This window comes from Stenotrophomonas sp. YJH_SMC_33 (genome assembly GCF_059372295.1).
This window is the reverse complement of the sequence record NZ_JCAFVJ010000004.1, coordinates 258,824-284,491: the sequence shown is the minus strand read 5'-3', so window position 1 is coordinate 284,491 and position 25,668 is coordinate 258,824. Positions and strand designations below refer to the sequence as shown.

The following is a 25,668-nucleotide window of genomic DNA, read 5'->3' as shown; positions in this document are numbered from 1 at the left end:
AACGCGCCGTGGCCGCGACCTTCATCCATCATCACGCGCTCTTGTAGCCCGGTTCGCGCATCCTGCGGGCGTTGCGGCAGAGGTGGGCCGCGTGTATCGAGGAGCGCCGGTCGTGCTGGAAGCGGGCAACAAACCAGAGGGCCTGAAAGGGCTGCGTGTACTGGTGGCGGAGGATGAATTCGCCATCGCGATGTTCCTGGTCGACTATCTGGAGCTGAAAGGCGCACAGGTGGTGGGACCTGCCGGTGACCTGCAGGCGTTGGGGCAGCTGGTCGATACCCATCCCATCGATGTGGCGCTGCTGGACATCAATCTGGGCGGCGAACAGGTCTATCCGTTGGCCGACCGGCTGGCCGAGGCCGGCACCCCGTTCCTGCTGACCTCCGGCTACGACGACAACCTGCCAAGCCGCTTCGCCAGCGCGCCGCGCTGTACCAAGCCGTATCACATTGAAGCCCTGGTGCAGCAGCTGGCCGGGCTGGTGGCGACGCCGCAGGTCTCTGCGGGCATCGCCTGATCGCGCGGCATGTCGCGCCGTCCTGAAGGCATCCGCGCCACCGAGCTGTGTGGCGGCATGCCACCTGCAGCGCACCCGCACGGGCGCCACGATGGCATGGCTGCGCGCATCGCCCGCCATGACTGGTCATCCACGCCGCTGGGAGCGTATGAGCGGTGGCCGCCACACCTGCGCGCCACCGTCGACCTGATGCTGGCGCATGGTTTCCCGATGATCGTGCTGTGGGGCGAGCAGCTGGTGCAGCTCTACAACGATGGCTATGCCGAGATCCTGGCCGACAAGCATCCCGGCGGACTCGGCCAGCCGACCCGTGAATGCTGGCCCGAGGTGTGGCATATCAACGGGCCGATCTACCAGCGCGTCTGGCAGGGCGAAACCATCACTTACGAGGACAAACTCTATCCCCTCGCGCGCCGCGGGCGGTTGGAGGATGTGTGGTTCACCATTACCTACAGCCCCATCCGTGGCGAAGAGGGGCGCGTCAGCGGCGTGCTGGTCACCATGTTCGAGACGACGGCGGCGCATGTGGCCCAGTCGGCCCGCGAACGCGAAGAGCAGAAGCGGAGGGAGGCGGACCGCCGCCTGGCATTGGCCTTCAAGGTACTGCCGGTGGGCGTCTGCATCGTCGATGCCGAGGGGTGCCTGCAGCTCTCCAACGACCAGATGCGCACCTACCTTCCCACCGGCAAGGTGCCCTCCACGGATCTGCCCAACCACCACCGCTGGCAGGGATGGCACCCCGACGGCTCGCGCATCGAACCCAGGGATTTCGCCATAGCCAGGGCCTTGCGCGGTGAGACGGTAGTGCCCGGGCTGGAGTTCCAGTTCAAGCATGACGACGGGCGCGCGCGCTGGACCCGTGTGGCCGCCGCGCCGCTGCGCGATGCAGACGGCGAGGTGACGGGCGTATTCGCCATCGCTGTGGACATCGACGATCTCAAGCGTGCCACCGAGCGCCAATCGGTACTGCTGGCCGAACTGCAGCACCGGGTGCGCAACATCATGTCGACCATCCATGCCATTGCCTGGCGGACCCGTGAGTCGGTCAGCAGTGTGGATGATTACGCTGAACGGTTGTGCGGACGATTGATGTCGCTGGCGCGCACGCAGAGCCTGCTTACCCGTGGCGCCAATGCCGGGGTCTGCCTGCGTGGCATGCTCGATGAGGAGATCGCAGCGCAGACGCCGGTCACCGCCGCCTATCGCCTGCAGGGCGAGGATGTACTGCTGCCACCGAAGGCGGCCGAAGTGCTGTCCCTGGCGATCCACGAATTGGCGACCAACGCCCTGCGGCATGGTGCGCTGACCCATGAGGATGGCCGGATCGACGTGTCCTGGCACCTGCAGGTGCAGGACGGACAGCCATGGCTGGGCCTGCACTGGTGTGAACGCCATGCCGCCGTGGAAGACTGGGAGCTGCCGCGCCAGCGCGGCCTGGGCCGTGCGCTGATCGAGCAGCGCGTGCCCTATGAGCTGGCCGGCAGTGGTGAACTGCACTTCGATCCGCAGGGGCTGGATGCCTGGATCCGCTTCCCACTGCGCGAGCGTGACAGCCTGCTGCAGACCGATGCGCCACAGACCGGCTCCGGCGCGTGAAACGGCATTTATATCCAATTTGGCCAAATTGGGTATAGTGGCCATTATCCACTTCTGCCTGGAGCCGTGCCATGACCCTGCCACTGGATCTGCCTGGACTTGAGAAGGCCCCGGCCTCGTCTGTGAAGACCCGGGGCTGGCCGAGCCTGATGCGTACCGTGCGTGAGAAGCAGGCGCTGGTCATCACCAACCACAACCACCCCGAAGCGGTGATCGTGGACATCCGCACCTACCAGGAGCTGTTGGCCAAGGCTGCCGGCAGCGATGCCGGTGAGCGCAGTGAAGAACTGCTGCGCCTGCGCAGCGAATTCGACCAGACTCTGGCTGGCCTGCAGCGCGGTGAGGGGCTGGGCAAGGTGCTGGGCCAGCCGATCCGCCGCGGCCGCAAGGTCACCCTCGGCCGTCCGCTCTGACCGATGGGGCGGATCCTGGTGCTGGCCGGCGTCAACGGCGCCGGCAAGAGTTCGCTGCTGGGAACCTGGCTGGAAGCCGAAGGGCTGGGCTGGTTCAACCCCGATTCGTTCACCCGCCGCCTGGTAGAGGCGGGCTGGCCGCTGCCCGACGCCAATGCCGAGGCCTGGCAGGAAGGCACCCGCCGCCTGCGCCAGGCCATGGCCGATGGCACGGACTTCGCCTTCGAGACCACGCTGGGCGGCAACACCATTCCGCGCCTGCTGCGCGAGGCCTGCGAGCACCATCACGTCGCGATCTGGTTCTGTGGCCTGGCCACGGTGGATCTGCACATTGCCCGTGTTGCAGCGCGGGTGGCCGCCGGCGGCCATGACATTCCGGTGGAGAAGATCCACGCCCGCTTCGATTCGGCACGCGAGAACCTGCTGGAACTGCTGCCACACCTGGCCGAGCTGCATGTCTACGACAACAGCGCTCCCGCCGGCGCCGACGGCTGCGTCGAGCCGCTGCCGGTGCTGGCGATGGCGCACGGCCAGCTGCAGTACCCGGTCTCGGTGGCCGAGCTGCTGCACACGCCGGACTGGGCCAAACCCATCGTGATGCGTGCGATGGAGTTGAACGCTGCGCGCGATTGAGGGCGCGTACGTTGTAGAGCCGAGCCCACGCTCGGCTGATCTCTCGAAAGGCAGCCGCGCGCGGGCTTGGCCGTACAACAACGCCGGCTTCGCCGAGCCTCAGGCCGGCTTTACCTGCTCAGGCTCCGCAGTCTCCGGTAGTGGCGGCAGGCTCGGGTCCACCGTCACCGGCACATCGCTCTTCAGCAGTGCGGCGGCTTCCTTGTCGCTGCCCACCGCCGGCGGTGAACCGCGCAGCGGCAGGCCCGCGGTCTCCTTCACGAACAGCATGGTGACCAAGCCGATCACCGCCGCGCCCATCAGGTAGTAGGCCGGCACCAGCGGATCGCCGGTACGTTCCACCAGCCATGCGGTCACCAGTGGCGTGGTGCCACCGAACAGCGACACCGACACATTGAAGGCGATCGACAGTGCGCTGTAGCGCACCGGGGTATAGAACAGCGCCGGCAGCGTGGACGGCATCGAGCTGGTGAAGCACACCAGTGCCAGGCCCAGCAGCATCAGGCCGAGGAAGATCAGCCAGTCGTTGCCGCTACCGATCAGCAGCAGGCAGGGTACGGCCAGCACCAGCAGCGCGATGCAGGCACCGATGATCATCGGGCGACGGCCAAGCTTGTCACTGAACAATCCGCCGACGATGTTCAGCGGCATCATCACCAGCATCACGATGATGATCAGCAGCAGGCCCTTGCTCTCGGCATAGCCCATGGTGACGCTGAGGTAGCTGGGCATGTAGGTCAGTAGCATGTAGTCGGTCACGTTGAACACCAGCACCAGGCCCATGCAGACCAGCAACTGGCGGCCATGTACCTGGAACAGCGCGGCGAGCCCGGGCCGGTCGTGCTCGCGCTTCTCGGCTTCCTCGGCGAAGGCGCGGAAGGCCGGCGTTTCCTCCAGTTTCATGCGCATGTACAGGCCGAGCAGGCCCAGCGGGCCGGCCACCAGGAATGGAATGCGCCAGCCCCAGTCCAGCATCTGTCCGCTGCTCAACAGCATGTGCAGCGCGGTCACGGTTCCGGCGCCGGCGATGTAGCCGCCCAGCGTGCCGAACTCCAGCCAGCTGCCCATCAGGCCGCGGTTGCGGTCGGTGGAATACTCGGCGATGAAGGTGGCCGCACCGCCGTACTCGCCGCCGGTGGAGAACCCCTGCACCACACGTGCCAGCAGCAACAGCACCGGTGCCCAGATGCCGATGCGCTCGTAGGAGGGAATCAAGCCGATCGAGAACGTGCCCAGCGCCATCAGGATCATGGTGAACGCCAGCACTTTCTGGCGCCCATAACGGTCGCCGAGCGGGCCGAACACCAGGCCGCCGAGTGGACGCACCAGGAATGCCACGGTGAAGGTGGCGAAGGCGGCGATCACCTGTGCCGTGGGGTTGCTGGACGGGAAGAACACCTGGCCGATGGTGACGGCCAGATAGCCGTAGACACCGAAGTCGAACCACTCCATGGCATTGCCAAGTGCGGCGGCGCCCACGGCGCGCTTGAGCATGGGCTTGTCGACGACGGTGATCTCATCGACCTTCAGGTGGCGGCGGCGTTTGAACCAGCCGAAGTGGGCATGGGAATCGGGCGTGTCCTGCATAGGGGCTCCCTTGTAGGTATGGAATAGGGGAATGGGTGCTGTGGTGTGTCCCGGAAATCGGAAACGGCGATGCAGGCGCAAGTGGCGCAGGGCATCGGAAGGCGGCGTGGGGGCCGGGGAATGTGTACAGGCGCAACGCCACGCGCACGGCAAAGCACCGCCGCAGGGGCGGAGACGCGAAAACGGGATCACAGCGGCCGAGCAGTCAGCGGCCAGGTATCACATCAGCGTAGGGGTGCAGGCAGAGCGCCTGCGGGCGTCATCCGCCGGGATCCAGCGCGAGGCGATGGAAATGCAGGGCGGGAGCATTCGTGGCAAGCGAAGGGCCGGTCGGCAGTGCTTCCCACGTAACAGGTGCGCCCGTCACGTAGTGGGTCGTGTCGATCATCCGTTCATCATAACGGCTTCGGCGTGAGCATGCAGCGAAGCAGGCTGATCTGCACGCTGTGTTCCACCTCGCCTGTTCAGAAGGCTCAGGCCGACTTCGCCACCAAACCGAACACCGTGCAGGCCATCGCCAAGGCGCCCGGCAGTGCCAGTTTCCGCGTGACCAGTGCGGCGCCGATCATGGTGAGCACCGAGAGCATGATGGCCAGGGCGAAGAACGGTTGGCCCTGCAGGAACTGGTGGATGCAACCGGCACAGCCGGCAATGGCCAGGCTGGTGGCAAAGCAGACGTGGAACAGTGAGCCAGCGTACACAGAGGTTCCTCGCGATGATGGAGGCCATAGCGGCAGGCAGGCGGACAAATTTAGCGCTGATTGCAGATTGCGATGACGGGATCACATCCTGTACCCGCTCTGGTGACATCGGCGTGCATAAGGTGGAGCGCACACCCACTTTTCGGATTGATGGAGGATGCAATGGCGCGGACGATTCCCGAAGGAACCCTGATCGTGGTAGCCGACGGTGGTTCGGCGCGGGTGTTCACCAACGTGGGCAGCAACCACCAGTTGACCCTGAAGCAGGAAGGCGAACTGCGCCTGCAGGACATCAGCGAGCAGGGTGTATCCGGGCAGGGGCCTGCGGGTGCCGTGCCGAAGGACATGTCGGTCTCGCAACTCAATGAGGCCACGTTCGCCAAGCAGGTGGCCGAACAGCTCAACGAAGATGCCTTGAAGAACCGCTATGCGCACCTGGTATTGATCGCCGACCCGACCACGCTGGGCCGCATTCGTCCGCTGCTGCATAAAGAGGTCCAGGCGCGATTGCTCGGGGATATTGCCAAGGATCTGACCAACGCGCCGCTGGAAGACATCCAGAAGGCACTGGCGGCGTAGCGCTCATGCCGTTCATGCGTGATCACCTTGCGAACGAGCCCACCTCTGCGGAGGTGGCGGCGCAGCCTGGCTGGCAGGTGCTGGAGTTCGGTGCGCCCTGGTGTGGTCATTGCCAGGCCGCGCAGCCCGCGTTGCAGGCCTTTGTCGAAGCGAACGATCTGCCGCATTGGAAGATCGAGGATGGCAAGGGAAGACCATTGGGGCGAGCGTTCAAGGTGAAGCTGTGGCCGACGGTGGTGCTGCTGCGCGATGGAGAAGAGGTCGCGCGGGTGGTAAGGCCGCTGGACAGCGCGGATCTCATGTCGTTGCAGAGCGCACTTCCCGGTTGAAGAGCGAACCCGGTGCGGGACACCGGGCAGTCGCACTGCAGCATGCGGCGTGACAGGCCCGGTGCTAGGATCCCGCTATCACCTGAATCGATCCAAATGCCGATGCCCACGCTGGACCGTCGTCTCCTGATCGCTGTCGCCGCCACGGCGATGTTCGCTTCCGGCCTGGCGTCGGCCGCGCCTGCCAGAACCGCCGCCGACAAGGCCTATGCCTCGGTCGACCCGTTCATTGGTACGGGTGGTGAAGGCCACACTTACCCGGGTGCCACGGTGCCGTTCGGCATGGTCCAGCTCAGCCCGGACACACGCATCCAGCCACGCGAAAAGGCCTATGGCTGGGCAGCCGGCTACCGCTACGACGACAGCAGCATCGTCGGCTTCTCGCACACGCATTTTTCCGGCACTGGCCATTCCGATCTGGGCGACATCCTGCTGATGCCGTTCACCGGCAGTCCCGGCCTGGAGCGTGGCGATCCTGAGAAGCCGGGCAGCGGCTATGCCTCTCGCTTCCGCCATGACGATGAGAAGGCCGAGCCGGGCTACTACGCCGTCACCCTGGACGACTACAAGGTGCGCGCCGAGCTGACCACCAGTGCGCGCGTGGGCGTGCATCGCTACGCCTTCCCCAAGGGCGCCGACGCCAAGGTGCTGCTGGACATGCGCACCAGCATGTACGACTACCCGGGCAAAGTGCTGTGGTCGCGGGTGCGGGTGCGCGCCGATGGTACGGTGACCGGCTTCCGGGAGACGCGCGGCTGGGCGCCAGGTCGCCAGCTGTACTTCGCGATGCGTTTCTCGCGGCCGCTTTCCCGGCATGAGCTGCACAACACCGAGCAGGACATCGTCTACAAGGGCTTCCCGCCGCCGGGCGAGAAGGATCCAGCGCAGCGCGCACAGGTCGAGGGCCGCCAGCTGGTCGGTACCTTCGCATTCGGCAAGCTGGATGCACCGCTGGTGGTCAAGGTCGCGATCTCGCCGGTCAGCGAAGCCGGCGCCATTGCCAACCTCGACGCGGAAGTGGCCGACTTTGATTTCGACCGCGTGCGTGCGCAGGCGAAACAGGAATGGACGCAGGCGCTGTCGGTGCTCGATATCGATGCGCCCGAGCACGCCCGCCGCAGTGCCTATACCGCGCTGTACCACACCCTGCTGGGGCCGACGCTGTTCATGGATGCCGATGGCCAGTACCGCGGGCCGGACAATGCCGTGCACAAGGCCGAGGGCTACACGAACTATTCCACGTTCTCGCTGTGGGACACCTACCGTGCGCTGCACCCGTTGCTGACGCTGGTGCAGCCGGAGAAGCGCAACAGCGACTTCGTCAATTCGATGCTGGCCCACCACGAGCACAGCCCCTACGGCATGCTGCCGGTGTGGTCGTTCCATGGCCTGGAAGACTGGTGCATGATCGGGTACCACGCGGTGCCGGTGATTGCCGATGCCTACGTGAAGGGCATTCGTGGCTTCGATGCCGACAAGGCACTGAAGGCGATGGTCGAGACCGCCAATTACGGCCCCTATGACGGCATCGCGCAGTACCGCGAGCTGGGCTATGTGCCGATCGACGAGGAAGGCGAGGCCGCCAGCAAGACGCTGGAGTACGCCTTTGATGACTGGACCATCGCACGCATGGCGCAGGCGATGGGCAAGGGCGATATCGCGGCGACCTTCGACAAGCGTGCCGGCAACTGGCGCAATGCCTTCGACAAGGACACCGGCTTCATGCGTGCGCGCAAGCGCGATGGGAGCTTCCGCACGCCGTTCGACCCCAGCGCCAGCGGCTATGGCACCGACTACACCGAGGGCAACGCCTGGCAGTACTCGTGGTACGTGCCGCAGGACGTCGCCGGCCTGGCGGCGGCGCACGGGGGCAGCGACAAGCTGCTCGCGCGCCTGGACGAGGTGTTCAACGCCAAGGTGGATCCATCGATCTTCGAGCACATGGAAGACATCACCGGCCTGATCGGCTGGTATGCGCACGGCAACGAGCCCAGCCACCACGTGGCCTACCTGTATTCGTATGCAGGTCAGCCGTGGCGCACCCAGGCGCGGTTGAAGCAGATCATGGACACCCAGTATGCCGACCGCCCCGATGGGCTGGCCGGCAACGATGATGTCGGCCAGATGTCGGCGTGGTACGTGTTCACCGCGCTGGGCTTCTATCCGGTGGCCCCGGGCTCGGGCGAGTACATCCTCGGCCGCCCGTTCCTGCCTAAGACCGCGATGCGCCTGCCGAACGGCAAGGCGTTCACCATCGTGGCCGATGGGCTGGATGACAGGCACACCTACGTCGGCAACGTGAGCCTCAACGGCAAGCCGCTGCAGCGCACCTTCCTGCGCCATGACGAGATCCTGGCAGGTGGCGAGCTGCGTTTCACGATGCAGGCCGAGCCGAACAAGGATTGGCCGGGGCAGGGCGCGCAGGCGCCCTATTCGATGAGCCGGTGATGATTGGTAGGTGCCGACCTTGGTCGGCACGCTTCACGGCTGACCTTGAACCTGTAGAGCCGAGCCCATGCTCGGCTCAGGTATCGCGTCAACGGCAGCCGAGCATGGGCTCGGCTCTACAAGGGCAATTCGACAAAGGTCAGCGAAACCGCAACCCCACCCGCGCACCGCCGATCGGGGCGGTATCAATCATCAAGGTCGCGCCATGCCGCTGCGCGATCTCGGCCACGATCGCCAGCCCCAGCCCGCAGCCGTCGCCCTCGCTGCTCGCCCGATAGAAGCGTTCCGTGACGCGCGCGCGTTCGGCTTCGGCGATGCCTGTACCGTCATCGTCCACCCACACCTGCACGCCCTCGGCATCCCGCTGTAGTCCCAGGGTGATCACGCCGGGCACGGCGCCGTAGCGCAGCGCGTTGTCCAGCAGGTTGCCCAGTGCCTCGCGCAACAGCTGCGGATCGCCTTGTACCTGCACGCCGTCGTCGGGTCCGTCGTAACCCAGGTCCACGCCCGCCGCCAACGCACGGTCGGCGTAGCGCTCGACCACGCCCCGCGCCAGCGCGGCCAGATCCAGCGGCTGCAGCGGCAGTGCGCTGCCGTGTGGATCTTCCGATCGGCTGAGCATCAGCAGTTGGTTGACCAGGTGCTGCAGCCGCGCCAGCCCGGCCAGCGTGCCGGACAGCGCCAGTTGCTGGGCGTGCGGATCGTGCTGGCGCAATGAACTCTCAAGCTCCACCTGCATCGCTGCCAGCGGCGTGCGCAGCTGGTGCGCGGCATTGCTGACGAAGCGCCGTTGCGCGGCCTGCATGGCGTCCAGGCGCTGCAGCAGCGCGTTGTAGGCCTCCACCGCCGGCCACAGTTCGCGCGGCGCCTCCTGCGCCGGCTCCAGCGGCGCCAGCGGGTCGGGGCGTGGGCTGGCCAACCGCCGTGCCACCTGGTTGGCGTGGCGTGCAGCCGCGCCGGTACCGGACCAGGCCAGCCACGCAGCCAGCGCCAGGATCGCGGCCTGGAACGGGATGCTGGCCAGCAGCAGCTTGCGCTCCAGGCGGTGGCGCTTGCGCAGCGTCTCGGCCACGCGCAGGCGGATATCGTGGCCCGGCCCGGCGCTGACCACCACTTCGACCATGCGCACGGCCTGCCCACGCAGCCGCGCATCATAGTAGACCGGGTCGTCGCTGCCGGCGGACATCGACGGGCGTGGCAATGCCTCGGGCAGGTCGCCATACAGGCGCCCGCCCGCGGCGTCGACTACTTCGCCATGCACTTCGTCAGCGGTATCCCAGGTGAACATGCGCGACACCGCAGGCGTTATCTCGATCGAGGCACGCCCGTCCTGCACCTTCACCAGCTCGGACAACGACATCGCCGAGTCCAGCAGCCAGCGGTCATAGACCTGGCCGGCGTAGAAGCGGGCCAGCGCGAACGAACCGACTGCGCTGCACAGCAGCAGCACCAGCAGGGGCAGCCACAGGCGGCGCAGCAGCAGCCCCCGCAGGCTGTGCACGCGCTCAGTCACCCCCGGCCTCCAACCGGTATCCAAGCCCACGCAACATGCGGATGCCGACGCCGGCGCGTGCCTGCTCCAGCTTGCGGCGCAGGCGGCTGACATGCACTTCGATCACCGACAGGTTGACCTCGTGATCCCAGCTGTACAGCGCGTCGAACAGGCGCTGCTTGGTGACGGTGCGGCCGGGATGCTGCATCAGTGCCTCGACCAGCGACAGCTCGCGCGCGGTCAGTTCGATGCGCTGGCCTTCCACCTGCACTTCATTGCGGATGCTGTCGAAGCACAACCGGCCCAGCCGCTTCTTTGCCGGTGCGTCGCTTCGGCGGCGTGACAGCGCACGCAGGCGCGCCTCCAGCTCACCGAGTGCAAATGGCTTGGCCAGGTAATCGTCGCCACCCCGGTCGAGGCCGAGGATGCGGTCCTCCACACCGTCGCGCGCGGTCAGGATCAGCACCGGCAGGGTGACGCCGTCGTTGCGCAGGCGCGAGAGCAGGTCGAGGCCGTCGACATCGGGCAATGAAAGGTCGAGCACCATCACGTCATACGGCGCGCTGGCCAGTGCCGCCGGCGCGTGCAGGCCGCGCGAAAGGTGGTCGCACAGATGGCCGGCGCCCTGCAGGGCGCGGATCAGTCCATCGGCCAGCGCGGCGTCGTCTTCGATCAGCAGGATTCGCATTGCAAGCTTCGTGCAAGGTTGGGGCAAGTTTGGCGCAAGTGCATCACCTTACCGTGACGTGCATGAATTTCTCCCCTCGTTTTGCGGCCGTGCTGGCCACTCTTCTGTGCGCGCCCACCGCTTCGGCGCTGTCCCTGCAGGAAGCGCAGCGCGCCATGGAAGCACACAACCCGGACCTGCGTGCGGCGGCACTGGAGCTGCGCGGCGTGCAGGGCGATGTGCAGACGGCGGCGTTGCGCCCGGCCACCGAGTTGTTGATCGGCACCAGCAAGATCAGCCCCAAGCATGGCATCGGCTCCGGACGCTGGCAGGACAAGCGGGTGGACAGCACCGTGGGCCTGGGCTGGACCTGGGAGCGCGGCGGCAAGCGCGCATTGCGCATCCGCCAGGCCGATGCGCTGCTGGAAGTGGCCGGGCTGGACATGCTCGATATCCGGCGCCGGCAGCAGGTGGCACTGCATGAAGCCTATTTCGGCCTGAAGGGCGCGCAGGAGCGGGCGCAGATTGCCGAGGCCAACCGCCAGAGTTCGGCCGAACAGATGGCGGCGGCGGACAAGCAGGTGGCCACCGGGGCGATGGCGCCGGTGGATCGCGCGCGGCTGGCAGTGGACGACCTGGCGGTGGCCGATGCGGCGCGCGAGGCGGCCCTGGATCTGCGCGATGCACGGCATGCGCTGGGGCTGCTGCTCGGCCGCGACGACAGCCATGATCTCAGCGCCGATGATCCGTGGCCAGACCCCGCGGGCAGGGTCGATACGCGTGCGTTCGACCCACAGCAGCGTGCCGATCTGCGCGCGGCACGTTCGCGCCTGGCCGCGGCCGACGCCGGTGTGGCACTGGCGCGCAGTGAGCGCCATCGCGACATCCAGCTGGGTGTGGAGGCTGAGCGCGAGCCGACCGACATCAGCGGTGTCACCTGGGGAGTGTCATTGACCATTCCGCTCGGCGGCCCGTCACGTGCACGCGGCGCGATCCAGCGTGCCGAGGCCGACCGTGACAGCGCCGCGCTGGAGCTGCAGGTACTGCAGCGCGAAGCACGCGCCGAGCTGGACCAGCTGCAGGCCAGCGCGCAGTCCGCCGCACAGCGCCGCAGCGACTATGAGGGACTGCAGTCCGACGCCGCACGCAAGGCGGTGCAGGGCATCGAACTGGCGTACCGGCGCGGCGCCGCCAGCCTGACCGATCTGCTGGATGCGCGCCGCAGCTGGCGCGACTTCGAGACGGCGCTGATCGATGCGCGTGCCGACCATGCCATTGCCCTGGCGCGCTGGGAAGCGGCCACATCCGTTGCTGAAGGAGAGTCCCGATGAAGTCCACCGTCGCTTATCGACCGCAGGCGCGACAGGCCGTGCTGCCGGCCTTGCTGGCGCTGGCCCTGCTGGGCGGCTGCGGCCGCGAACCGGCGCCGTATACCGAGGACGGGCCGACGGTCAGTGCTGGCCAGATCCAGTTTCCTGCCGGTAGCCGCCAGCTGGACGTGCTACGCAGCGAGGCGGTCACCGCCGGCGCCAGCGCCAGCCTGCAGCTGCCGGGCCGGGTGGTCTGGGACGAGACGCGCTCCAGCGCGCTGCGCACGCCGTTGGCGGGGCAGGTGGCGCGCATCGAGGCACAGCCGGGGCAGAAAGTGAAGGCGGGCCAGGTGATCGCCTGGATCACTTCGCCCGAATTCGGCCAAGCCCAGGCGGAGGGCGTGCGCGGCCGTGCCCAGCTGCAGCAGGCCCGCAAGGAGCTGGAGCGCACCCGCGAGTTGCATGCGGCAGGTGTGGCGTCGGGCCGCGAACTGGACGAGGCAGAGGCCAATTTCGCCGGCAGCCAGGCCGATCAAGCGCGTGCGACCGCCTTCGCCAAGGCCTATGGCAATGGCCAGCACGTCGATCAGCGCCTGCCGTTGCGCGCGCCGATCGATGGCGTGCTGGTGGAGCGGCGGATGAGCCCGGGCATGGCGGTCAGCCCCGACAGCGAACGGCCATTGGCGGTGATTGGCGATCCGGACCGCCTGTGGTTGCAGCTGGATGTACCGGAGGGCCTGGCCGGACGTTTGAAGGCGGGCATGCAGGTGAGCGTGCCCGGGGCCGATGGACAGCCGCTGCAGGCGACCCTGCAGCACGTGGATGACTTCGTCGACAGCGAACGCCGCGTGGTGCAGGCGCGCGCCGAGCTGGACAACCGCGCACGCGGTTTCAAGGCGGGGCAGTACGTGCGCGCCCAGGTGGCGTTGCCGGCCGAGGGTGGTGTCTCGCTGCCCGATGCGGCCGTGTTGTTGATCGACGGCAAGCAGGTGGTGTTCGTGGAGGAGGGCAAGGGCCGCTTCGTGCGCCGCGCGGTGCATGCCGAGGAGCTGGGCGATGGCCGGCTGTGGGTGCGTGAGGGCCTGGCCGCAGGCGCCAGGGTGGTGGTAGAAGGCGGCCTGCTGCTGCAGCAGCTGGCGGACAGCGCACCGGCCGCCGCCAGCACCGGCACGGGGCACGCCGCCCCATGATCGATCGCCTGATTGCCTACTGCCTGCGCCAGCCATTGATGGTGATGCTGGCACTGCTGCTGTTCATGGGTGCCGGCATTGCCGCGTTCCGCGTACTGCCGGTGGAAGCCTTCCCGGATGTATCCGACACCCAGGTGACCGTGGTGTCGCTGCACCCGGGCCGTGCCGCCGAAGAGGTCGAGCGCGAGGTGACGATGCCACTGGAGGTGGCGTTGTCCGGCATCCCGCATTCGGTGCGGGTGTTCTCGCATACGCAGTTCGGCCTGTCGATGATCATCCTGACCTTCGACGACAAGGCCGATGACTACTTCGCACGCCAGCAGGTCCTGGAGCGCCTGCAGGGCGTGGAGCTGCCGGAAGGGGTGACCCCGGAACTGGAGGCGATGAGCTCGGCGGTAGGTGAGATCTACCGCTATGTGCTGAAAGGCCCGCACATGACGCCAACCCAGCTGCGCACCGTGCAGGAATGGACGATGGAGCGCAGCCTGCGCACCGTGCCGGGCGTGGCCGATGTGATCAGTTTCGGCGGCTTCGCGCGTACCTTCCAGGTCAAGCCGGACCTGGACAAGCTGCGTGACCGCGGCATCAGCCTGGGTGAGTTCGCCGAGGCGCTGGAGAGGGGCAGCTCGAATGCCGGTGGCGGCTACGTGGAACGCGGCCAGCAGCAGTTCCTGATCCGTGGCGTGGGCCTGATGCGCTCGCCGGCCGACATCGGCAACGTGGTGGTGGCGCAACGCGGGGGAACGCCGATCCTGGTACGTGACCTGGCCGGCATCGCCGATACCGGGCTGCCCCGGCAGGGCCTGGTCGGCCAGGACGACAATGACGATGCGGTGTTCGGCATGGTGCTGATGCGCAAGGGCGAGAACCCGTCCGACGTGCTCGACGCGCTGCATGCGCGCATCGCCGAGATCGAGGCCAACCAGCTGCCGGCCGGGGTCAGCATCGAGCCGTTCTACGACCGCTCATGGCTGGTCTCGACCACGCTGAAGACGGTCTTCCGCAACCTGCTGGAAGGCGCGGTGCTGGTGTTCCTGGTGCTGTGGCTGTTCCTGTACAACGCCCGTGCCGCGCTGATCGTGGCGGCGATGATGCCGCTGGCGCTGCTGTCGACCTTCCTCGGCCTGCATCTGTGGGGCGTACCGGCCAACCTGCTGTCGTTGGGTGCGATGGACTTCGGCATCATCATCGATGGCGCGGTGATCGTGACCGAGCACATCGTCTCGCGATTGTCGAAGCTGCCCCCTGCGGCCGATCGTAAGACACGGTTCTCGACCGTTCTTTCAGCTGCATCGGAAGTGGGCCGGCCGACGTTCTTCTCGATGCTGATCATCATCGCCGCGCATATCCCGATCTTCACCCTGCAGCGCCAGGAAGGCCGCATGTTCGCGCCGATGGCGTACTCGGTGACCTCGGCATTGATCGGCGCGCTGATCCTGGCGCTGGCCGTGGTGCCGTTGTTCTGCTACTGGTGGCTGCGGAGCGACCGCATGCGCGACGGCAATCCGCTGATGGACCGCCTGACCGGCTGGTACCGGCCGGTCCTGGAGCGCGCACTGGCCCGCCCGCGTGCGGTGGTACTGACCGCAGTTGCGCTGCTGGTCGGCACGCTGGCATTGGGTACCCGGTTGGGTTCGGAGTTCCTGCCGGAGCTGGACGAAGGCTCGATCTGGCTGACCGCCACGCTCGACCCCAGCACCAGCCTGGCCGAAGCGCAGCAGCAGTCGCGGCGCATCCGCGAGCTGGTGGGCACGTTCCCGCAGGTATCGACCGTGGTGGCCAAGCTGGGGCGCCCGGAAGACGGGTCCGATGCCAAGGGCGCCAACCAGATCGAGGCGCTGGTGGCGTTGAAGCCTGAGAAGGAATGGCCGAAGGGCGTGGACAAGCGGCAGCTGGTGAGCGATCTGCAGCGCACCTTGGAGCAGCGCATTCCGGGGCCGGAGTTCTCGATCTCGCAGCCGGTGCGCGACAACATCCTGGAGAGCATCTCGCAGATCAAGGGCCAGGTGGTGATCAAGGTCAGCGGCTCGGATCTGGACGTGCTCAACCAGCAGGCGCAGGCGATCCTGGGACAGGTGCGTAGCGTGGAGGGCGTAGAGAGTGCCTTCATCGACCGTGACGGTTCATTGCCGCAGCTGCAGATCGAGATCGATCGCGACCGCGCCGCGCGCTATGGCTTGAACGTGCGCGACATCGACGAGGTGATCGAGACCGCACTGGGCGGGCGCCAGGTCGGTGAATTGTGGGAAGGTGACCGCAGGTTCCCGATCACGCTGCGCCTGGACGACGCCGACCGTGACCTGCAACAGTTGCGCACGGTCCCGGTCGGCATCGGCGATGGCCACACGGTGACGCTGTCCGACGTCGCCGATTTCCGCATGGCCAGCGGCGCGATCAACATCTCGCGCGAGAACGCACAGCGCGTCAAGGCCGTGAGCATCTTCATCGCCGGCCGTGACATGGGCAGCGTGGTGGCCGACATGCGCAAGCGCGTGGACGCCAACGTGCAGCTGCCGGACGGCTACCGGCTGGAGTGGTCTGGCGAGTTCGAGAACCAGCAGCGTGCGATGAAGCGGCTGGGCTGGGTGATTCCGCTGTCGGTGCTGATCATCTTCGTGCTGCTGTTCGATGCCTTCAAGGACATCAGCAGCGCCGCGCTGATCCTGGCCAACGTGCCACTTGCGATGATCGGGGGCATCCTCGCCCTGTGGTTGACTGGGATTCCACTGTCGGTGTCGGCGGCGATCGGCTTCATTGCATTGTTCGGGCAGGCGGTGCTGAACGGGGTGGTGATGCTCAGTCGCTTCGCGCAGCTGCGCGAGCAGGGCATGGACCTGCTGCAGTCGGTCGTGCAGGGCTCGCTGCAGCGCCTGCGCACCGTACTGATGACCGCACTGTTGGCGATGTTCGGCCTGCTGCCGATGGCCACCTCGCATGCGATTGGTGCCGAGACCCAGAAACCGCTGGCGGTGGTGGTGATCGGCGGCCTGCTGTCGGCGATGCTGCTGACCCTGCTGGTACTGCCCACGTTGTACTACTGGGTGCATCGCCGCCGCGAGGCGCGCATCGCCTGACCTACCTGTAGAGCCGAGCCCAAGCTCGGCTGCTTCTGGCCTTTGCGCGAAGAGCAGCCGAGCATGGGCTCGGCTCTACAAGGGCGTCGCGCCATGCGTGGATGCCACCTGTGCGGACTACACCATCCCGCCATTGGCGCGCAGCACCTGGCCGTTGATCCACCCGCCATCGGCACCAACCAGGAACGCCACCGCACCGGCGATGTCCTCCGGCGTACCCAGCCGCTCCAGGGGGTTCATCTTCGCCAACCGCTCGATCAGCTCGGGCGATTTCCCATCCAGGAACAGATCGGTGGCGGTCGGGCCCGGCGCCACGGCGTTCACGGTGATGTTGCGCCCGCGCAGCTCCTTGCTGAGGATCGCGCCCATGGTCTCCACCGCCGACTTGCTGGCCGCATAGACGCTGTAGTTCTCCAGCCGGGTCCCGACCACGCTGGTGGACAGCGTGACGATGCGCCCGCCGTCGCGCACCCGTCGCGCGCTTTCGCGCAGCACGTTGAAGGCGCCCTTGAGGTTGATGCCGATCACCCGCTCGAACAGGGCGTCGTCGGTGTCGGCGAGCGGCGCCAGCTGCAATACGCCGGCGCTGTTGACCACCACGTCGATGCCGCCGAAACGGGCCTCGATGGCGTTGAACAGCTGGTAGACCGCCTGCGGATCGGCCACATCGGCCTGCAGCGCGATGGCCTGCGCGCCGGCTGCGTCGAGTTCGGCCGCCAAGGCTTCGGCGTCGTCGCGGCGGCCCGCATAGTTGATCACGACCGCGTGGCCATCGGCGGCCAGGCGGCGGGAGATGGCCGCGCCGATGCCACGGGAGCCGCCGGTGACCAGAGCGACAGAGCGGGCGGGGGAGAGGGTCATGGTGGCTTCCACTGGGGCGCGCCGGAGCGGCGCAGGGCCATGTTCGCGCCATCGCACGTTCGGATAATCCTGCATAATCCGCCAACATCATCCGGATAGCCGAACAATGGACCGCTTTACGGCCATGCGCGCCTTCGTCCGTATCGTCGAGCGCCGTAGCTTCACCCGGGCCTCCGAGGACCTCGGCCTGCCGCGGGCCACGGTGACCGACGCGATCAAGGCGCTGGAACAGCGGCTGGGCGTGCGCCTGCTGCACAGGACCACGCGGCTGGTGGTGCCGACGTTGGAAGGCGAGGCCTTCTATGGCCGTTGCCTGCGCCTGATCGCCGACATGGACGATGCCGAGGCCGCCTTCCGTGACGCGCCGCCGCGCGGCCCCTTGCGCATTGAAGTGCACGGCACGCTGGGCCGGCACCTGCTGTTTCCGCAGCTGCCGGACTTCCTGCAGCGCTACCCGGAGATCGAACTGGACGTCAGCGAAGGCGACCGCTATGTCGACCTGCTGCGCGAAGGCGTGGATGCAGCGTTGCGGGTGGGGACGCTGGCCGATAGCGATCTGGCGGCGCGCCGGTTGACGATGCTGCGCGAGGTGACGGTGGCCTCGCCAAGCTATTTGCAGGTCAGGGGCGCGCCGGGCAGCATCGATGCCCTGCAGGACGGCCACCAGATGGTCGGCTATCGCTCCAGCGCCACCGGCCAGCTGATTCCGCTGGAGTTCCAGCAGGGCGGGCAGGTACGCTACGTGCCGCTGCCGGCGCGGGTGCGTGTGTCCGGTGCGGATGCGTTCCTCGGCGCCGCGCTGGCGGGCCTGGGCATCATCCAGGCTCCGCGCTACCGGATGGACCCGTATATCGCGCGCGGGCAGCTGGTGGAGCTGTTGCCGGACGCGCCGCCGACCCCAAGCCCGTTGAGCCTGGTCTACCCGCGCAACCGCACGCCGTCGCCGCGCTTGCGGGTGTTCATCGACTGGGTGGCCGGGGTGTTCGAGCAGACCGGGGTTGCCGGCCAGCGGCCGGCACTACCGGAGCGGCACGCGAAGCTGTCCGACCGCAGGGGGTAGTGCCGGCCGCTGGCCGGCATCACAGCGCGTGCAGCGGCCCCTGCATGCGATGGAAACTGCCATCGGTGGCGGTGAACCAGGCCAGCGAATGCCCGCACGCGAAGTCATCGACATGCACGACCGTAGCGCCATCGGCTTCCTGCCACGAAATGGCATAGACCCCGTCGCTGATCTGCTGCCACTCGCAGGCGGCTTCACCCTGCGCACCGGCATAGGCGCCGGAGACGATGGCGTAGTGCACGTGGCGGCCATCGGCGCTGTAGACATTGTCGGCGGCCAGGCCGTCATAGCGGACGCGGAAGCGGCGGCCGGCGAACACGGGAAGGTCAGCGGCGGTGTTCATCGGATCGCCACCGGGTTGATGTTCACCTGGGTCGAGCCGACATACAGCGGTTGGCCGAGCACGAACAGGAATTCCCAGGCCTTGTCGCGCACCAGGGCACGGCTGTCGATCAGCTCCAGGTTGTAGATGCCGCGCTTGGCCAGCATGTACTGGTTGACCGGAAATTCCTCGGCACCGTCCGGGTTCGGGTAGACCTCCGAGGCCCAGGTGTCGCCACCGAAGGCGACGATGCCCTGGTCGGCCAGCCACTTCGCCGCCTCCATGCCGATGCCCGGTTCCACTTCCAGGAACTGTTTGTCGTCCTTGCCGATCAGTTCCAGCCAGCCGGTGTTGAACAGCACCACGTCGCCCTTGCGCAGGCTCAGGCCCTGCTTCTTCAGCACGGCCTGGATGTCGGCCACGGTGAACTCGGTGCCACCGGGCACGATCGCCTTGCCGTAGTACGCGGTCATGTCCAGCACGACGCCGCGGGTGACCATTGGCGGCACCTTCTCGACGCCGAGCTTGCGCACACCGTCCACGGTGACGAAGTCGGCGGCCTTGTTGCCGTTGTAGTAGACGTTGTCGATGCCGATATGGCCGATACCGTTGAGCTGGGTGCCAACGCCGGTCCAGGCGTTCACCAGTTCATCGTTGAAGGTGAACCTGTTGGGGCCCAGCGATTTGCCGGCCTGCTGGCCGACCTGAACGTTGTACAGGCGGAAGCTGCGGTGGCGGAACGCGGGCAGGTTCTTGTCCACCGGCACCGCCAGCGGATAGGTCTTGCCGGTCCTGACCAGCGAGACCGCGTGCTTGACCACGTCGGCGGTCAGCAGGTTGGCCGCGCCGATCTCGTCGTCGGCGCCGTAGGCGGAGGGATACCAGTCCTCGGCGGTGGCCTGGAAGGACAGCGGCAGGGTGGCCAGCGCAAGCGCGGCCAGGGTCTTCATCTTCATGGCAAAGCTCCGGTAACTGTCAGACCGTCGCGGCGGCGCGGGCATGGGCCGGGAAGTGCGGCAGCACGTACTCGGCGATTTCGTGGAAGGTTTCGGCCAACGGCCGTTCGTTGCGGCGGAACTGCAGGCCGATGTGGTCGACACCGGCCGCCTGCATGGCGTGCAGCTCGGCCAGCACGGCTTTGCGGCCGCCGCGCAGCCCAAAGCGCCAGCGCTGCAGCGGGGCATCGGCATCGGCCACCAGGTCCAGGTGGATGAAGCTGGCATACGGCTTGTTGCCGGCCACGGCGCGCCAGGCCGCCACGCGCTGCGCATGGTCCTGTGGCGTGCCCGGGTAGGCCAGGCAGCCATCCATGTGCTGGCCGATCCACGCCGGTTGCTGCTGGGCCAGGCCGGCCACGAACAACGGCAGGGCTGGGCCAACCGCAGGCAGCACGTCCAAGCCCTGCGGCAGGTGCGCGGCGGCGCCTTCGCGCAGCAATGCGATCTGCTCGCGGAAGCGGCTGCCCCGCGTGTCGAAATCGCGGCCGAACAGCGGGTACTCCACCGGGCGGTCGCCACTGGCTACGCCCAGCAGCAGGCGGTCTCCGCTCAGCCGCTGCACGCTGCGCGCCGACTTCAAGGTCAGCAACGGCTCACGGATCGGCAGCACCACCGCACCGGTGCCCAGCAGGATGTCATTGGTGATGCCGGCCAGGTAGCCGAGGTAACTGAATACCTCGAACACCTGCGCCGCATCGCCGAAGGCTGGGTCGTAAACCGGCACGTCGCGCACCCACAGCGCACGGAAGCCGAGGCGGTCGGCCAAGCGTGCCAGTTCTGCATGGCGCTGCAGGTCCGGTTCGCCGGGCAGGCGTCGCGCGGCGCGTCGTGCCTGTTCGCCCAGCGGCGTCCAGTCATTGTCCAGCGGTGCTTCGATGCCGATGCTGAAACCGGCCTGCAGCCGCGCCAACGCACTACCCATGGCGAGGCGCCTCAGTCCCAGGCCGGGGCCAGGCCCGGCGGATCGACTTCGCGGCCGTTGCGGTCAAGCGCGGCGATCGCGGCCATGTCATCGGCATCCAGGCGCAGGTCCTGGGCGAGCAGGTTGCTGGCCAGGTTCTCGCGCTTGGTCGAGGACGGGATGACCGAGTAACCCCGCTGCAGGGCCCACGCCAGCACGACCTGGGCCACGGTGGCCTGGTGCTTGCCGGCGATGGCGGCCAGCACCGGGTCCTTCAGCACCTTGCCGTAGGCCAGGGTCATGTAGGAGGTGACGGTGATGCCTTGTTCCTGCAGGAAGGTGGTCAGTGCCGGGTTCTGCAGGTAGGGGCTCAGTTCGATCTGGTTGGTGGCGATCTCGCCGGCACCGACCACCTCGATGGCCTGCCGGGTCAGCTCGATGTTGAAGTTGGACACACCGATCTGGCGGGTCAGGCCCAGCGTCTTGGCGTCGGCCAGCGCGGTCATGTATTCGCGCAGTTCAACGCCATTGCCCGGCGCCGGCCAGTGGATCAGCAGCAGGTCGACATGGTCGGTGCGCAGCTTGGCCAGGCTGTCGCGCAGGCTCGGGATCAGCTTGTCGGCGGCGTAGTTGTCCACCCAGATCTTGGTGGTCAGAAACAGCTGGTCGCGTGGCACGCCGGATTCGGCGATGGCCTGGCCGACCTCGGCTTCGTTGCCGTATATCTGCGCGGTATCGACCGCACGGTAGCCGACGTCGAGGGCGTTGCGCACCGAATCGATGACGGTCTGGCCGGTCAGGCGGAAGGTGCCGACGCCAAAGGAAGGAACGCTCATGATGGACTCCAGGGACTTCGTTGAGAGCCGGTGGGCTCGGGACAGGGCGAAGTGTGGGCGCTTTACATTTGTTGATTAAGCCGTGTATACGGGAAATGCTTTTGCGCCGAGGTAAAAAATGAAAACCACCCTGGATGAGCTGAAGGCCTTCGTGGCCGTGGTCGACAGCGGTTCGATCACGGCCGCGGCCGAAGAGCTGGAGCTGACCATCTCCGCCACCAGCCGCACCTTGGCGCGGCTGGAGGACAAGCTGCAGACCACGCTGCTGCGGCGGACCACGCGGCGGCTGGAACTGACCGAAGAGGGCGCGGCGTTCCTGGAGTACGCGCGCACGATCCTGGCCACGGTGGACGAGGCCGAGGAACAGATGGCCGCGCGGCGGCTGCAGCCGGTCGGGCGCCTGCGCGTGGACGCCGCCACGCCGTTCATGCTGCACGTGATCGTGCCGCTGCTGGAGGGCTTTCGCGAGCGCTACCCGCAGGTGGAGCTGGAGCTGAATTCCAACGAGGGCATCACCGACCTGATCGAAAAGCGCACCGACGTGGCGTTCCGCATCGGTGTGTTGCGCGACTCGACCCTGCATGCGCGGCCGATCGGCCACAGCCGCATCCGCGTGGTGGCCAGCCCCGAGTACCTGCGCCGCCGCGGCACGCCAACGCGCGTGGAGCAGTTGCGCGAGCACGACCTGCTGGGCTTCACCCAGCCCAGTTCGTTGAACGAATGGCCGCTGCACGATGCCGATGGCGGGCCTTTCGTGATCGAGCCGGCGATCGCTTCATCCAGCGGCGAGACGCTGCGGCAGATGGCGGTGGCCGGTTTGGGCATCGCCTGCCTGTCTGATTTCCTGACCCGCCAGGACCGGCGTGATGGCCGCCTGGTGCAGCTGTTGGCCAAGCAGACGCAGGAGGTGCGGCAGCCGATCAATGCGGTGTACTACCGCAACACCGCGCTGGCCGCGCGCATCACGTGTTTCGTCGACCACGTGACGCAGACGCTGGGACAGCGACCGTTCGACGAGTAGAGAAGGGTAGAGCCGGCCGCTGGCCGGCTTTCCCCACCTGCCGGATCACCGCAGCTGCCGGCCAGCGGCCGGCACTACCGTTGGCTGCGTCGAGCGCATCGGTAGATCCACGCCATGCGTGGATGGCGTGTTCCAACCGACCTGCGGCCGGTGTTAGCGGTTGCGCAGCGCCCGCCGGTTGCCGATGTGAGCGAACGCCAGCAGCGCGCCACCACTGGCTGTCGCTACGCCATGCCAGAGCAGCGATTCCTTCAGCGGCAGATACAGAGAGGCCGACAGCAGCAGGATGGCGCCGGCGCAGGCCAGCCGCAGGGGCTGCCAGCGCCCGTGCCGGTGCACCCCGGCCGAGGTGCTCGCCAAGGCCAGCGAGGAGGCCAGCAGCGCGAACAGCCACTCCCAGCGCGACATCATCAGCAGCAATGTCATCGCGCCATGGCCGGGATGCTGGAACGAGCGCAGCGCCATCATCGCTGCCGGCACGAAGGCCAGCAGCAGGGGCAGGGCGATGCAGTGGGCGGCGCAGGCCAGGGACAGCCAGGCACCGGCAAGATCGAAGCGGGGGTGCCAGCGTGCCGAAGTTGGCGGCTGGGCCAAGGCCCTTGCGGGCGTCGTGGGGATATGGTCCATAATGTTACAAAGTAACACTTGGAGACTCCCCCATGAAGCTTCCTGCTGTTCTATTCCTGCTGCTGGCTGCCAGCGCCGCACAGGCCCATGACATCCGCCAGCACGCACCGCACGTGCATGGCCAGGCGACCGTCGAGGTTGCGCTTGACCAGCAAACCCTGGAATTCGCCCTTCAGGCCCCCGGCATCGGCATCCTCGATTACGAGCGGCCGCCGGCCAATGCAGCCGAGCAGGCCGCGCTGGCACGGGCTACGACAGTGCTGAAGGGAGGCAGCTGGGTCACCCTGCCCACCGCTGCGGGCTGCCGTCTGGCCACCAGTAAAGCCGATGCGGAGGGCTTCGACGCGACGGCCGCCGCGCCGCCGCCGGGACAGCACCGGCACGCAGGTTTCAGCGCGACGCTGCAGTACCACTGTGCCAAACCTGCCGAGCTGCGGGCGATCGTCGTGCGCTTGCCCGTGCTGTTCCCGGGCCTGCACGAAGTCATCGTCAACAGTGCAACCGCCAATGGCCAGAACCGCAGTGTGCTGACGCCCGACAACCTGCGCGTGGTGCTGGCACCGTGAGCGCGGCACCGGTGATCTCGCTGGAAGACGTGCAGTTCGGCTACGGCACGCGGCTGGTGCTGGACATCCCGCGGTTGTGGGTCGAGCAGGGCAGCAGCGTGTTGCTGCGCGGAATCAGCGGTGGCGGCAAAAGCACCCTGCTGGGCCTGCTGGCGGGCGTGCTGCTGCCCGGCAAGGGCCGTGTCGAGGTGGCCGGCCACGCACTGCAGGACATGGGGGGTGCGGCGCGGGATCGTTTCCGTGCCGACCAGTTGGGCGTGATCTTCCAGCAGTTCAATCTGCTGCCGTTCCTCACCGTGCGCGACAACATCGCGCTGGGCCTGCGCTTCTCGCGCCTGCGCAGCGCACGCATCAGCGGGCCGCTGGATGCCGAGATCGCCCGCCTGCTGCAGGCCCTGCAGCTCAATCCTGAGCTGATGCAGCGGCGGGCGGGTACGCTCAGTGTTGGCCAGCAACAACGCGTGGCGGCAGCGCGCGCCCTGATCGGCCGTCCGATGTTGCTGCTGGCCGATGAGCCTACCTCGGCGCTCGACCGCGAAGCGGCGACCGCCTTCCTGCAGCTGATGTCCGCGCAGTGCCAGGCGGCCGGCACCACGGTGCTGGTGGTCAGCCATGACGACAGCCTGCAGCCGTTGTTCGACCGCACCATTTCACTGTCCGAGATCAACCAGGCAGGTGCCGGCCATGCTTGAGCTTGCCTGGGCCAGCCTGCGCAGCCGCGCGTTGAGCGTGGGCCTGACCGTGCTGGTCATCACCCTCAGCGTGGTGCTGCTGCTGGGCGTCGAGCGTGTACGCACGCAGGCGCACGAGGGGTTTGCCAGCACCGTATCGGGCACCGATCTGATCGTCGGTGCGCGTTCGGGACCGGTGAACCTGCTGCTGTATTCGGTGTTCCATATCGGCGACCCGACCAACAACGTGTCCTGGCAGTCCTACCAGGAGCTGTCCGCATTGCCGCAGGTGAAGTGGTCGGTGCCGTTGTCGCTGGGCGATTCCTGGCGCGGCTACCGGGTAGTGGGTACCACTGGCGGCTACTTTGAACATTATCGTTATGGTTCCGGCCACGCGCTGGCCTTTGCACAGGGGCGGCCCTTCGATGATCTGTATGACGCGGTGATCGGCGCGGAGGTGGCTCGCGCGCAGAAGGTCGGCCTCGGCGACGAGATCGTGCTGGCGCACGGCACCGGCGCGGTCACGCTGGCCACGCATGCCGACAAGCCGTTCCGCGTTGCCTGCATCCTGCAGCGCACCGGCACGCCGGTGGATTCGTCGCTGCTGGTCTCGCTGCCGGCCATCGAGGCGATCCATGTTGACTGGCGATCGGGCGTGCAGCTGCGCAGCCAGAGCGTCAGCGCCGAGCAGGCGCGCCACCTGGACCTGACCCCGACCAGCATCACCGCCTTCATGCTCGGCCTGAACTCGCGCATCGCCACGTTCTCGGTACAGCGCAGGATCAACGAGTATCCGGACGAGGCGATGCTGGCGATCCTGCCCGGCGTGACCCTGCAGCAGCTGTGGCAGTCGCTGGGCACCGCCGAGCGAGCCCTGCAGCTGATCAGTGCAATGGTGGTGCTGCTGGGCATGGTCTCGCTGGTGGCGCTGCTGGTCTCCACCCTGCAGGAGCGGCGGCGCGAGATGGCCATCCTGCGTGCCACCGGCGCGCGACCGGGCTACATCGCTGGCCTGCTCGTGGTGGAAGCGGTGGCGACCAGTGCGGTGGCCAGCGTGCTGGCCCTGTCGCTGCTGGTGGTCGCCAGCATTGCCGGGCGCGGCTGGGTACTGGCCACCTTCGGTCTGTCGATCACCCATGTCTGGCCGGATGGCCGTGAACTGGCATGGGCTGCGGGCGTGCTGCTGATCAGCGCCGTAGCCGGGCTGGTCCCGGCGTTGCTCGCTTACCGGCGCACCTTGGCCGATGGCCTTTCACCGGGAGGCTGAGC

The 25,668-nt window shown here is 67.4% G+C and carries 25 protein-coding genes; 15 read left to right on the top strand and 10 right to left on the bottom strand.

All coding sequences use genetic code 11. The features are described from left to right. Positions 1-112: 112 nt before the first annotated feature. The 4 genes from AC5P9W_RS09640 to AC5P9W_RS09625 all read left to right on the top strand — a co-directional run bounded on the left by AC5P9W_RS09640 (position 113) and on the right by AC5P9W_RS09625 (position 3,159). Positions 113-517, top strand: coding sequence for a response regulator (locus AC5P9W_RS09640; RefSeq protein WP_019659844.1), 405 nt, complete (start codon positions 113-115; stop codon positions 515-517). Between the two features lie 9 nt (positions 518-526). Further along, positions 527-2,113, top strand: a complete 1,587-nt coding sequence (locus tag AC5P9W_RS09635) for a sensor histidine kinase (protein ID WP_019659843.1) — start codon at positions 527-529, stop codon at positions 2,111-2,113. A gap of 71 nt (positions 2,114-2,184) precedes the next feature. Further along, the gene (locus AC5P9W_RS09630; protein WP_049448040.1) at positions 2,185-2,526 is read left to right on the top strand and encodes a type II toxin-antitoxin system prevent-host-death family antitoxin; all 342 of its coding nucleotides are present in this window, start codon (positions 2,185-2,187) and stop codon (positions 2,524-2,526) included. A 3-nt stretch (positions 2,527-2,529) separates the two neighbouring features. Next, a complete protein-coding gene (locus AC5P9W_RS09625; RefSeq protein WP_134735446.1) occupies positions 2,530-3,159 on the top strand; it encodes an ATPase in 630 nt (209 codons plus the stop codon). Between the two features lie 99 nt (positions 3,160-3,258). Here the strand turns inward: AC5P9W_RS09625 and proP are convergent, their stop codons facing one another. Together proP and AC5P9W_RS09615 are read right to left on the bottom strand one after the other, a co-directional pair. Beyond that, positions 3,259-4,746, bottom strand: a complete 1,488-nt coding sequence (proP, locus tag AC5P9W_RS09620; protein WP_043396178.1) for a glycine betaine/L-proline transporter ProP — start codon at positions 4,744-4,746, stop codon at positions 3,259-3,261. Positions 4,747-5,219: 473 nt separating this feature from the next. Beyond that, on the bottom strand, positions 5,220-5,447 hold the full coding sequence (locus AC5P9W_RS09615) for a hypothetical protein (protein ID WP_019337747.1): 228 nt from the start codon (positions 5,445-5,447) through the stop codon (positions 5,220-5,222). A gap of 162 nt (positions 5,448-5,609) precedes the next feature. Here AC5P9W_RS09615 and AC5P9W_RS09610 point away from each other — a divergent pair, with 162 nt between their 5' ends. The 3 genes from AC5P9W_RS09610 to AC5P9W_RS09600 all read left to right on the top strand — a co-directional run bounded on the left by AC5P9W_RS09610 (position 5,610) and on the right by AC5P9W_RS09600 (position 8,803). Continuing rightward, positions 5,610-6,026, top strand: a complete 417-nt coding sequence (locus tag AC5P9W_RS09610; RefSeq protein ID WP_019337746.1) for a baeRF12 domain-containing protein — start codon at positions 5,610-5,612, stop codon at positions 6,024-6,026. A gap of 5 nt (positions 6,027-6,031) precedes the next feature. Next, entirely contained in the window at positions 6,032-6,355 is a 324-nt protein-coding gene (locus tag AC5P9W_RS09605; protein ID WP_308305977.1) for a thioredoxin family protein, read from the top strand. 96 nt (positions 6,356-6,451) lie between these two features. Next, positions 6,452-8,803 (top strand): GH92 family glycosyl hydrolase, encoded by a 2,352-nt coding sequence (locus AC5P9W_RS09600; RefSeq protein WP_329841924.1) that lies wholly within the window; start codon positions 6,452-6,454, stop codon positions 8,801-8,803. Between the two features lie 139 nt (positions 8,804-8,942). Here the strand turns inward: AC5P9W_RS09600 and AC5P9W_RS09595 are convergent, their stop codons facing one another. Together AC5P9W_RS09595 and AC5P9W_RS09590 are read right to left on the bottom strand one after the other, a co-directional pair. Beyond that, entirely contained in the window at positions 8,943-10,316 is a 1,374-nt protein-coding gene (locus AC5P9W_RS09595; RefSeq protein ID WP_329841923.1) for a sensor histidine kinase, read from the bottom strand. Beyond that, positions 10,309-10,983: a response regulator gene (locus tag AC5P9W_RS09590; RefSeq protein WP_329841922.1), complete on the bottom strand. Its 675-nt coding sequence runs from the start codon at positions 10,981-10,983 to the stop codon at positions 10,309-10,311. The genes AC5P9W_RS09595 and AC5P9W_RS09590 overlap by 8 nt, the downstream gene beginning before the upstream one ends. Positions 10,984-11,045: 62 nt before the next feature. On the opposite strand from AC5P9W_RS09590, the gene AC5P9W_RS09585 reads away from it, so the two are divergent. The 3 genes from AC5P9W_RS09585 to AC5P9W_RS09575 are packed head-to-tail and all read left to right on the top strand — an operon-like array spanning position 11,046 to position 16,536. Further along, positions 11,046-12,293, top strand: a complete 1,248-nt coding sequence (locus tag AC5P9W_RS09585; RefSeq protein ID WP_206621568.1) for a TolC family protein — start codon at positions 11,046-11,048, stop codon at positions 12,291-12,293. After that, positions 12,290-13,462: an efflux RND transporter periplasmic adaptor subunit gene (locus AC5P9W_RS09580; RefSeq protein ID WP_197574948.1), complete on the top strand. Its 1,173-nt coding sequence runs from the start codon at positions 12,290-12,292 to the stop codon at positions 13,460-13,462. The genes AC5P9W_RS09585 and AC5P9W_RS09580 overlap by 4 nt, the downstream gene beginning before the upstream one ends. Then, positions 13,459-16,536, top strand: coding sequence for an efflux RND transporter permease subunit (locus AC5P9W_RS09575; RefSeq protein WP_495219126.1), 3,078 nt, complete (start codon positions 13,459-13,461; stop codon positions 16,534-16,536). Before AC5P9W_RS09580 ends, AC5P9W_RS09575 begins: the two co-directional genes overlap by 4 nt. A 117-nt stretch (positions 16,537-16,653) precedes the next feature. Here the strand turns inward: AC5P9W_RS09575 and AC5P9W_RS09570 are convergent, their stop codons facing one another. Beyond that, positions 16,654-17,397: an SDR family oxidoreductase gene (locus tag AC5P9W_RS09570; RefSeq protein ID WP_329841917.1), complete on the bottom strand. Its 744-nt coding sequence runs from the start codon at positions 17,395-17,397 to the stop codon at positions 16,654-16,656. Between the two features lie 106 nt (positions 17,398-17,503). On the opposite strand from AC5P9W_RS09570, the gene AC5P9W_RS09565 reads away from it, so the two are divergent. Beyond that, complete coding sequence (locus tag AC5P9W_RS09565; RefSeq protein ID WP_019659832.1) at positions 17,504-18,457, top strand: LysR family transcriptional regulator; 954 nt, start codon at positions 17,504-17,506, stop codon at positions 18,455-18,457. Positions 18,458-18,476: 19 nt separating this feature from the next. Here the strand turns inward: AC5P9W_RS09565 and AC5P9W_RS09560 are convergent, their stop codons facing one another. The 4 genes from AC5P9W_RS09560 to dkgB are packed head-to-tail and all read right to left on the bottom strand — an operon-like array spanning position 18,477 to position 21,514. After that, complete coding sequence (locus AC5P9W_RS09560) at positions 18,477-18,800, bottom strand: MoaF-related domain-containing protein (protein ID WP_329841916.1); 324 nt, start codon at positions 18,798-18,800, stop codon at positions 18,477-18,479. Continuing rightward, on the bottom strand, positions 18,797-19,735 hold the full coding sequence (locus AC5P9W_RS09555) for a cyclase family protein (protein WP_111104676.1): 939 nt from the start codon (positions 19,733-19,735) through the stop codon (positions 18,797-18,799). Before AC5P9W_RS09555 ends, AC5P9W_RS09560 begins: the two co-directional genes overlap by 4 nt. 19 nt (positions 19,736-19,754) lie before the next feature. After that, positions 19,755-20,699, bottom strand: a complete 945-nt coding sequence (locus AC5P9W_RS09550; protein ID WP_495219125.1) for a TIGR03571 family LLM class oxidoreductase — start codon at positions 20,697-20,699, stop codon at positions 19,755-19,757. An 11-nt stretch (positions 20,700-20,710) separates the two neighbouring features. Further along, positions 20,711-21,514 carry a 2,5-didehydrogluconate reductase DkgB gene (gene dkgB / locus AC5P9W_RS09545; RefSeq protein WP_495219124.1) on the bottom strand — a complete coding sequence of 268 codons (804 nt, stop codon included), beginning with the start codon at positions 21,512-21,514 and terminating at the stop codon, positions 20,711-20,713. Positions 21,515-21,632: 118 nt separating this feature from the next. Here dkgB and AC5P9W_RS09540 point away from each other — a divergent pair, with 118 nt between their 5' ends. Further along, positions 21,633-22,535 (top strand): LysR substrate-binding domain-containing protein, encoded by a 903-nt coding sequence (locus AC5P9W_RS09540; protein ID WP_495219123.1) that lies wholly within the window; start codon positions 21,633-21,635, stop codon positions 22,533-22,535. Between the two features lie 153 nt (positions 22,536-22,688). Here the strand turns inward: AC5P9W_RS09540 and AC5P9W_RS09535 are convergent, their stop codons facing one another. Beyond that, positions 22,689-23,162, bottom strand: coding sequence for a MerC domain-containing protein (locus AC5P9W_RS09535; RefSeq protein ID WP_021202312.1), 474 nt, complete (start codon positions 23,160-23,162; stop codon positions 22,689-22,691). Between the two features lie 32 nt (positions 23,163-23,194). Here AC5P9W_RS09535 and AC5P9W_RS09530 point away from each other — a divergent pair, with 32 nt between their 5' ends. Genes AC5P9W_RS09530 through AC5P9W_RS09520 form a run of 3 tightly spaced genes read left to right on the top strand, consistent with a single transcriptional unit; the run spans position 23,195 to position 25,666 of the window. Continuing rightward, positions 23,195-23,728 carry a ZrgA family zinc uptake protein gene (locus AC5P9W_RS09530; protein WP_111101886.1) on the top strand — a complete coding sequence of 178 codons (534 nt, stop codon included), beginning with the start codon at positions 23,195-23,197 and terminating at the stop codon, positions 23,726-23,728. Then, on the top strand, positions 23,725-24,420 hold the full coding sequence (locus AC5P9W_RS09525; protein ID WP_021202314.1) for an ATP-binding cassette domain-containing protein: 696 nt from the start codon (positions 23,725-23,727) through the stop codon (positions 24,418-24,420). Before AC5P9W_RS09530 ends, AC5P9W_RS09525 begins: the two co-directional genes overlap by 4 nt. Beyond that, positions 24,413-25,666, top strand: coding sequence for an ABC transporter permease (locus tag AC5P9W_RS09520; protein ID WP_495219119.1), 1,254 nt, complete (start codon positions 24,413-24,415; stop codon positions 25,664-25,666). The genes AC5P9W_RS09525 and AC5P9W_RS09520 overlap by 8 nt, the downstream gene beginning before the upstream one ends. Positions 25,667-25,668: the final 2 nt, after the last annotated feature.

Excerpts from the sequence above, each read along its gene's own strand:
- AC5P9W_RS09635 (WP_019659843.1), top strand. The coding sequence starts at position 527 with ATGTCGCGCCGTCCTGAAGGCATCCGCGCCACCGAGCTGTGTGGCGGC.
- AC5P9W_RS09630 (WP_049448040.1), top strand. The coding sequence starts at position 2,185 with ATGACCCTGCCACTGGATCTGCCTGGACTTGAGAAGGCCCCGGCCTCG.
- AC5P9W_RS09625 (WP_134735446.1), top strand. The coding sequence starts at position 2,530 with ATGGGGCGGATCCTGGTGCTGGCCGGCGTCAACGGCGCCGGCAAGAGT.
- proP (WP_043396178.1), bottom strand. The coding sequence starts at position 4,746 with ATGCAGGACACGCCCGATTCCCATGCCCACTTCGGCTGGTTCAAACGC.
- AC5P9W_RS09610 (WP_019337746.1), top strand. The coding sequence starts at position 5,610 with ATGGCGCGGACGATTCCCGAAGGAACCCTGATCGTGGTAGCCGACGGT.
- AC5P9W_RS09605 (WP_308305977.1), top strand. The coding sequence starts at position 6,032 with ATGCCGTTCATGCGTGATCACCTTGCGAACGAGCCCACCTCTGCGGAG.
- AC5P9W_RS09600 (WP_329841924.1), top strand. The coding sequence starts at position 6,452 with ATGCCGATGCCCACGCTGGACCGTCGTCTCCTGATCGCTGTCGCCGCC.
- AC5P9W_RS09590 (WP_329841922.1), bottom strand. The coding sequence starts at position 10,983 with ATGCGAATCCTGCTGATCGAAGACGACGCCGCGCTGGCCGATGGACTG.
- AC5P9W_RS09585 (WP_206621568.1), top strand. The coding sequence starts at position 11,046 with ATGAATTTCTCCCCTCGTTTTGCGGCCGTGCTGGCCACTCTTCTGTGC.
- AC5P9W_RS09580 (WP_197574948.1), top strand. The coding sequence starts at position 12,290 with ATGAAGTCCACCGTCGCTTATCGACCGCAGGCGCGACAGGCCGTGCTG.
- AC5P9W_RS09575 (WP_495219126.1), top strand. The coding sequence starts at position 13,459 with ATGATCGATCGCCTGATTGCCTACTGCCTGCGCCAGCCATTGATGGTG.
- AC5P9W_RS09570 (WP_329841917.1), bottom strand. The coding sequence starts at position 17,397 with ATGACCCTCTCCCCCGCCCGCTCTGTCGCTCTGGTCACCGGCGGCTCC.
- AC5P9W_RS09565 (WP_019659832.1), top strand. The coding sequence starts at position 17,504 with ATGGACCGCTTTACGGCCATGCGCGCCTTCGTCCGTATCGTCGAGCGC.
- AC5P9W_RS09560 (WP_329841916.1), bottom strand. The coding sequence starts at position 18,800 with ATGAACACCGCCGCTGACCTTCCCGTGTTCGCCGGCCGCCGCTTCCGC.
- AC5P9W_RS09555 (WP_111104676.1), bottom strand. The coding sequence starts at position 19,735 with ATGAAGATGAAGACCCTGGCCGCGCTTGCGCTGGCCACCCTGCCGCTG.
- AC5P9W_RS09550 (WP_495219125.1), bottom strand. The coding sequence starts at position 20,699 with ATGGGTAGTGCGTTGGCGCGGCTGCAGGCCGGTTTCAGCATCGGCATC.
- dkgB (WP_495219124.1), bottom strand. The coding sequence starts at position 21,514 with ATGAGCGTTCCTTCCTTTGGCGTCGGCACCTTCCGCCTGACCGGCCAG.
- AC5P9W_RS09540 (WP_495219123.1), top strand. The coding sequence starts at position 21,633 with ATGAAAACCACCCTGGATGAGCTGAAGGCCTTCGTGGCCGTGGTCGAC.
- AC5P9W_RS09535 (WP_021202312.1), bottom strand. The coding sequence starts at position 23,162 with ATGGACCATATCCCCACGACGCCCGCAAGGGCCTTGGCCCAGCCGCCA.
- AC5P9W_RS09530 (WP_111101886.1), top strand. The coding sequence starts at position 23,195 with ATGAAGCTTCCTGCTGTTCTATTCCTGCTGCTGGCTGCCAGCGCCGCA.
- AC5P9W_RS09520 (WP_495219119.1), top strand. The coding sequence starts at position 24,413 with ATGCTTGAGCTTGCCTGGGCCAGCCTGCGCAGCCGCGCGTTGAGCGTG.